Genomic DNA, 7,458 nt, shown 5'->3' with positions numbered 1-7,458 from the left:
TCCCTTCCTCACACTGCCTCGGGTAGATACAAATCACAGTTCTGAAAGGCGCGGTGGGCCGACGCAAAAGCGGGCCGGCGTCCGGGTTTGCGCGTGAGGTCCAAGCGTTAAGAAACAGTCCGGTGGAGTGTTTTAGCGAGGGGCCAGCTTGCAGGGCAGGTTGCGTCTTGACCTTTTGGTCCTTTTGGGTCAATGCCTGCCCCGATTGTTTCGGGGCCAAAAGGACGTAAAAGAAATTAACTTTAGAGGTTTGAATGGCCTAACCCAAAGCCCTCCAACTCCTAATACTCCATCTCCGTTCCTCGGCATCGACCACCTTTTTCCAATCTGTACTTCTGCCCTGTTCCTCGACATTTGCAATGTCGAGGTCCTATCATAGGATTTGCAATCCGACAACAAGACCACCCGACAACCCAACAATTCATTCCCTTCCTCACACTGCCTCGGGTAGATACAAATCACAGTTCTGAAAGGCGCGGTGGGCCGACGCAAAAGCGGGCCGGCGTCCGGGTTTGCGCGTGAGGTCCAAGCGTTAAGAAACAGTCCGGTGGACTGTTTTAGCGAGGGGCCAGCTTGCAGGGCAGGTTGCGTCTTGACCTTTTGGTCCTTTTTGGTCAATGCCTGCCCCGATTGTTTCGGGGCCAAAAGGACGTAAAAGAAATTAACTTTAGAGGTTGGAATATCCTAACCCAAAGCCCTCCAACTCCTAATACTCCATCTCCGTTCCTCGGCATCGACCGCCTTTTTCCACTCCATACTCCTTCGCCGAGGAAATTGGCCTATGTTCTATTTTACCATGGGTTCAGCTCGGTTGGTGAGCTGCCTGCACTGAGCCTGTCGAAGTGTCGAACCACGGTTGGTGAGCCTGTCGAACCACACCCACGGCTTTTACAAATGGCCCCTTCAGGGCCCGTCCCAACTTGACATTAGCGCAGCGGAGAACCTTTAACGCTTAACATTTTAACCCTTAACGGACTAACCGACAACCCCGACAACCCGATGCTTCGACTTCCCGACTCTCGTCGGTCAGGTGCTCAGCACAGGCAACTCGATAACCCTTAATGCTTAACGATTTAACCCTTAATGCTTAACGATTTAACCCTTAACGCTTAACGTTTTAACCCTTAACGGACTAACCGACAACCCGAAAACCCTACCTCACCACGTCCCGGTAAATCCCTTCCAACTCCCCAACCATCCGCTTCATGCTGAATTTTTCAATCACCCGATCCCTGGCCGAAACTGCCATTCTTTGCCGAAGTTCCGGATCCCGGATCAACTGGACCGCATATTCCCCCAACTTCTCCCAATCCTCAATCTCACACAAATATCCCTGTACCCCATGCTGAATTACCTCTCCGATTCCCCCGGCACGGGTAGCCACTATCGGCACCTCGCAGGACATTGCCTCCAACATGGCGATTGGCAAACCTTCAAACTCTGAACTGCTCAGGTATATATCCATCAGAGATAGGTAGGGGATCACTTGCTTTTGTACCCCAACCCAGTGAAAATTGGCCTCTTTCCCTGATTTCTGAATCTGGCTTAGGATTCTATCCCTCCATTCACCGTCCCCAACCAGCAAAAAATGGGTTTCCGGACATTCTTTCAAAATGGCCAAAGCAAGTTCCACCCAAAGCCACAACCGCTTTTGGGTCCGAAAAACAGCAACCTTGCCAACCACTGGTGCTTCCTCCGGAATACCCAATGCTTTTCGCATCTCTTCATTGCTATCCAGATCACCCTTCCCCATACTTCTAAGCTCACTCTCAATACTTGGATATTGATTCTTGCTACTTGGTTTTTGGTTTTTGGTTCTTGGTTTTTGCTTCTCAATACTTGTTTCCTGATTCTTGATACTTGATACTTGAATCTTGATACTTAAATCTTGATTCTTAGTTCTTGGTTCTTGGTGCTTAATACTTGATACTTCTTTTTTAAAAACCTCCGTATTCACCCCATTCTGGATCACTTTCACCTTCAGCCTTCCTCCACGTCTATAGGGGGCCCAAATGAAATTCAGCTGCATGGACAAGGCCACCTCATTGGATACAGCAATGGCCACATCCTGCTCCTTAAATGTTACCCGGTTACCCCAATAGGACACCCGGTTATACCTTTCCCAGGTATTATGTTCGGTATAGACGATGGGTATAGACAATTTCCTGCCCACAAACCTGGACAGAATGCCCGCCCAGGGTAAGTGGGCGTGGATTAAGTCAAACTCCTGTTCGACCACAAATTCCCGGACTTTTTTTACCTGGAAAAAGAGACCCAAATTCCCCGATGGAAAGTGATGAACTGTAATCCCGGCCTGCTCCAGCTCCTCGGAAATATTGTTTTTCTGATGGTAAAAATAGAGGCAATGAAACTCAAACCTGCTTTGATCGTGAACCTGGGCAGTTTCGGGGATGAGCTTTTCGGCACCACCCCGACCAAGGCTTTTGATCAGGTGGAGGACTTTAATTCGTTTGGGCGGATATTCTTGCATAACTCAGCCTGCAAATTGCTTCTGCTCTTCGACAATTGCAAAGTCTGCTGCCCAATTGACAACGTTTAAATTGATACAGTGGGAGATAATAAAAATTGTGTTTTTGCTTTCTTAACTTGGTCTCACCCGATCTTTAACCGCTTTTTCGATGAAGAAAAAAATCGAGAGTTGGCGGAGGGATTAATTTTAGAGACTTGAGAACCGGAGAATTTGAGACTAGAGAATAGGAGAATAAGAGAATGGGAGAATAAGAGACTAGAGACTAGGAGAATAAGAGACAAGTGAATAGGAGAAAAGAGAATAGGAGACTTGAGATTTGGGGAAGGAAATAGGGAAGTGTGCGAGCTCAAAAAACCTATGAATCCAGAATTTAAGCCTGTATAGAGTAAGAATTAGTTTAATTTTTTTTTTGGAGATATTATATGGAACGTTCCGAAACTTTTGAAGATCTAAATTGCTGGCAAATAGCTTACAAATTGAAAAATGAGATCAGAACAGTCGTTCTACCATTATTTCCTAACTCTGAAAAATTTGAGCTTAAATCACAGCTTCTCAGGGCGGCAAGGTCTGCGACAGCAAATATCGCAGAGGGCTGGGGTAGGTTCCATTACCTTGATTCAAATAAGTTTTACTACAATTCCAGAGGTTCACTTTGTGAAATCCTTGATCATCTCATTGAGGCAAAAGATGAAGGATATATCTCCAACGAAATTTATTCTTCCTTAAGAGTCCTTGTCCTTGAATCCATAAAGGTTTTAAACGGATTTATCTTTTATCTTAAACGCGAACATCTGAATTCCTTAAAAAAATAGAACCTCATCCCAATCTCCAATCTCCAATCTCTAATCTCTCAATCTCAATTCTCCAATCTCTAAATCTCAAAATTTCATAATCTCTCAATCTCTCAATCTCTCAATCTCCAATCTCTAATCTCCAATCTCAATTCTCCAATCTCCCAATCTCAATTCTCTAATCTCCGAATGAACAAAAGCACCCTCACCATCTCCCTCGACTTCGAACTCCTCTGGGGCATCTTTGACAAGGTAGGTACCCGCTTCAGGCCGGAGTATTTTTCCAATACCCGGAAAATAATACCCTTGATGTTGGAGAAGTTTGCCAAAAATAGAATCGAGGTTACCTGGGCCACAGTGGGGATGCTCTTTGCCGAAAATGAGGAGGAATGGAAGGAATATTCCCCAAAGTATATTCCCTCCTACAGAAACAAATCTTTTTCCGCTTACGAATGGGCAAAGCAAAACGGAATCCGACCCGAAGTCCATTTCGCTCCCGAACTTATCCGCCAAATCCTGGATACCCCGGGACAGGAATTGGGCTCACACACCTTTGCCCATTACTATACCTTGATGCGTGGCCAAAGTCCCGAGCAGTTTCGCCAGGATCTTATGGCTACTCAAAGAATTTCCAAAGAGAAGTTTGGGGTATCACTTGAGTCTCTGGTATTCCCCCGAAACCACATCAATGAACACTACCACGTCATTTGTTTGGAAGAAGGTTACAAGTACGTCCGGGGCAATCCTAAAAACTGGTATTGGCAGGAAACCCAGAATGAAAACCTGGCGAAGAAATTATTCAGATCTGCAGATTGCTTTTTCAGCATCGGAGACAGGACATCGTATAAGCAAGTTGAAATCCAGGCCTACCCCGGTGAACCTTTAGTCATTCCTGCATCCAGAATTTTAAGACCACTCAATAAGGATAATCGACTGATGAATTCTTTGAGATTAAACAGAATCAAAAGGGAAATGGAATTAACCGCAAACTTGGGAGAGATTTACCACCTCTGGTGGCATCCTCATAATTTCGGCAATGACCCCGAGCAATCCCTGCTTGAATTGGATGAAGTTATAAACCATTACCTGGAACTTAGGGATAAATACGGCATGGAATCCCTGCACATGAAAAACCTGGGGGAGAAAGTTAAGCCATTACTGGTCATGACATAAACACCAAAAGTGAGCCATGACTTTGGCAGACCTGAATTGGTTTATGCCTTAAAAAAGAAGCTTGGAACTTTGCTCCTGCTTGCCCTTTTGGCTTAAGCCAAAAAAGCGGAGATAAAACTACTTTAAAAGTTTCTCAGGCCCACCATTTGGCAATTCTTGCTCCCTATATGCCGCCATGACCCCTCATCAAATTTGAATCTTTCTCCTTTTGTAATCGGCCTCCCCACCCGACTACATCTTTCCCTATTTAGGTTTGGATAAGGAAAAACTTTTACTGACTAATAAATTCTGGAATGAGAAACTTTTTGTTTACAGCTGATTTTTATCATCCTTTTTTAATAGTTAAATAAGGACTTTTCGACTGGAGAAGTGGTGTATTAGGGACCGGCTCGGATTTCTTTTCTTTTTGAAATAATAAAATAGGTAGATGTGTTTTAATCAGTTTATCCAGCAGTAATTATGATTTTTCTTCAATTAGCCGTCGTCTTAATCTGCATTTTTATAGGTGCTCGGATGTCGGGGATCGGATTGGGAGTGATGGGTATGATCGGCCTGTTGGTCATGATTTTTGTATTTGGCCTCGTCCCCTCTGACCCACCTTTGGAGGTGATGCTGATTATCATGAGCGTAGTCACAGCTGCTGCTGCGCTTCAAGCCGCAGGGGGGATGGATTATTTGGTTCAGGTTGCAGGAAAAATTCTAAGGAGCAATCCTCGGCAAATCACATTTCTGGGTCCGCTCATTACTTATGCTTTTGTTCTTTTTGCAGGTACAGCCCATATTTCTTATTCGATCATGCCCATCATCGCAGAAGTGGCAATCAAAAACAGAATCCGTCCTGAACGCGCCTTGAGTATGAGTGTGATCGGGGCTTACATGGCCATCACCGCAAGTCCGGTTTCTGCCGCTGCGGCTGCCATGCTCACAGTACTTGCTGCATCAGGAATTAAGCTTTTTGATATTCTGATGATTGCGATTCCGGCTACTTTGATAGGAATGTTTGTAGGGATATTGTTTGTGTGGAAGCGGGGAAAGGAGCTCAGTGAGGATCCTGAATTTCTTGAAAAAATGAAGGACCCTGCATTTGTCAAAAATTTGGAAGGACAGGATCAGGGAACAGTCACAACATTGGCACCAGGCGCCATCAAAGCGGTGGTCATTTTCGCCCTTGCGGTATTGTCAGTGGTAATTTTTGGATCATTTCCCCAATTGCTCCCAGAATTTGGAAACAAAGAAGGATTTCATCCGGGGTTCGCTGTCAATGAAGCAGGTCATTTGCTGATGCCTTCCATGATAATGATTCTCATGCTTGCAGCAACTGGGTTCATCATTTTGTTTGCCAATACAACAGCAGGTAAGGTGACCAAAGCGAGCCTTTTTTCCTCTGCAGGTCAGGCGACAATAGCAGTTTTTGGGGTGGTATGGATGAGCGCAACTTTTATGGATAATAATTTTGCTGCCATTCAGGAAACCCTCGGAAGTTTGGTGGCTTCCTATCCCTGGTCATTTGCCATCGCGCTGTTTGTATTAAGTATGCTGCTGTATAGCCAGGCATCGACGGCCAAAGCGCTCATGCCTCTTGGGCTTGCGCTTGGATTGCCTCCCGTCTATTTGATCGGACTCTTCCCTGCATGCAACGGACATTTCTTTATTCCGGGATATCCAACCCTGCTGATGGCAATCGAGTTTGATCGTACCGGAACAACCCGAATCGGGAAATATGTACTGAACCACAGCTTTATGTTACCCGGTTTGGTTACCACCACTGTTGCTGTTCTCGCAGGCCTTTTAATTCAGTCTCTTTTATTTTAATCAATAACTCTAAGCCACAAATTAAAAACACATTATTAAATCTTAATCAAAGAAAATATGAAAAAGTTAGTTTCGATTTTGATACTCTTGGTCCTTACAGTCCAGGTATTTGCGCAGGCACAATTACCACGGGTAATTATTTTGGCAACGGGAGGTACTATTGCAGGTGCCGGAGCATCTGCTGACCGGGCAGGATACGAGGCAGGGAAAATTCCGATTGACGATCTCATTGGTACCATTCCTTCTGTAAAAAAGATCGCCACTATCAGTGGAGAACAGATTGCATCAGTGGGCAGCCAGGATATGACAGTTGATATTTGGAAAAAACTGGCCATTCGGGCCAATGAAATATTCGCCAAAAATGAAGCGGATGCCATTGTGGTCACACACGGAACCGATACTCAGGAAGAAACGGCATACTTTCTGGACCTGGTGGTTGCTTCCGACAAACCGATTGTCTTGACAGGCTCCATGCGACCGGCCACCGCAATCAGTGCGGACGGACCCAAAAATCTCTACGATGCGATTACGGTTGCAATTAATCCTGAAACCAAGGGCCGCGGCGTATTGGTCAGCTTTAATGAGGGTATTTATGATGCGAGAGAAGTCATGAAGTTGAGTACGACCAAGACCGATGCTTTTGGATCTCCCAATACCGGTCCAGTCGGTGCGGCTTATGATGGTCGAGTGGAGTACTATTCAAATGCAGTGCGGGAAGTCAACCCTCCAAAGCCAATCCAATTGACAGTCGATACCAAATTGCCACGGGTGGAAATTGTCATGATGTATGCAGATGCTCCTGCAGACCAGATTGATTTTCTGATTAGCAAAAAAGTCGACGGAATTGTGATTGCCGGTGTGGGAAATGGCAACTTCAACAAAGCCTATATGGATGCTGTGAAAAGAGCAGTGGCCGCAGGAATTATCGTTTGCCGCGCCAGCCGCGCGCCGTCAGGCCGAGTGGTGCTGCATGATGAAATCAACGATGATGAACTGGGAACCATTGTCTCCGATGACCTGACTCCCCAGAAAGCCAGAGTATTGCTGATGCTTGCTCTTACCCGTTCAAAAGATAAAAAACTGCTCCAGGAAGCATTTTTCACTTATTAATTAGCATTAAAATCCCTGTTTCAAATGCGCCCTGGTTTTTACTTGGGCGCATTTGATCTGAGATTTTTTACAGCATTTCAA

General features: G+C 45.3%; 5 protein-coding genes. 4 read left to right on the top strand and 1 reads right to left on the bottom strand.

Translation table 11 applies throughout. The annotated features are described in order from the left end of the window. Nucleotides 1-1,153 precede the first annotated feature (1,153 nt). A complete protein-coding gene (locus tag B0E43_RS08720; protein WP_077348665.1) occupies nt 1,154-2,491 on the bottom strand; it encodes a glycosyltransferase in 1,338 nt (445 codons plus the stop codon). Between the two features lie 422 nt (nt 2,492-2,913). Here B0E43_RS08720 and B0E43_RS08715 point away from each other — a divergent pair, with 422 nt between their 5' ends. The 4 genes from B0E43_RS08715 to B0E43_RS08700 all read left to right on the top strand — a co-directional run bounded on the left by B0E43_RS08715 (nt 2,914) and on the right by B0E43_RS08700 (nt 7,377). Beyond that, nucleotides 2,914-3,303: a four helix bundle protein gene (locus tag B0E43_RS08715; protein WP_077348663.1), complete on the top strand. Its 390-nt coding sequence runs from the start codon at nt 2,914-2,916 to the stop codon at nt 3,301-3,303. Between the two features lie 168 nt (nt 3,304-3,471). Further along, nucleotides 3,472-4,455 (top strand): polysaccharide deacetylase family protein, encoded by a 984-nt coding sequence (locus tag B0E43_RS08710; RefSeq protein ID WP_077348661.1) that lies wholly within the window; start codon nt 3,472-3,474, stop codon nt 4,453-4,455. A 459-nt stretch (nt 4,456-4,914) separates the two neighbouring features. Beyond that, nucleotides 4,915-6,267, top strand: a complete 1,353-nt coding sequence (locus tag B0E43_RS08705; protein WP_077348659.1) for an anaerobic C4-dicarboxylate transporter family protein — start codon at nt 4,915-4,917, stop codon at nt 6,265-6,267. Between the two features lie 57 nt (nt 6,268-6,324). Next, nucleotides 6,325-7,377: an asparaginase gene (locus B0E43_RS08700; RefSeq protein WP_077348657.1), complete on the top strand. Its 1,053-nt coding sequence runs from the start codon at nt 6,325-6,327 to the stop codon at nt 7,375-7,377. The last annotated feature ends 81 nt before the right edge of the window (nt 7,378-7,458 follow it).

This window comes from Algoriphagus sp. A40, from assembly GCF_002002735.1.
GTDB lineage: Bacteria > Bacteroidota > Bacteroidia > Cytophagales > Cyclobacteriaceae > Algoriphagus.
The sequence above is the reverse complement of the archived record's forward strand: the minus strand, read 5'-3'. Positions and strand labels throughout refer to the sequence as shown.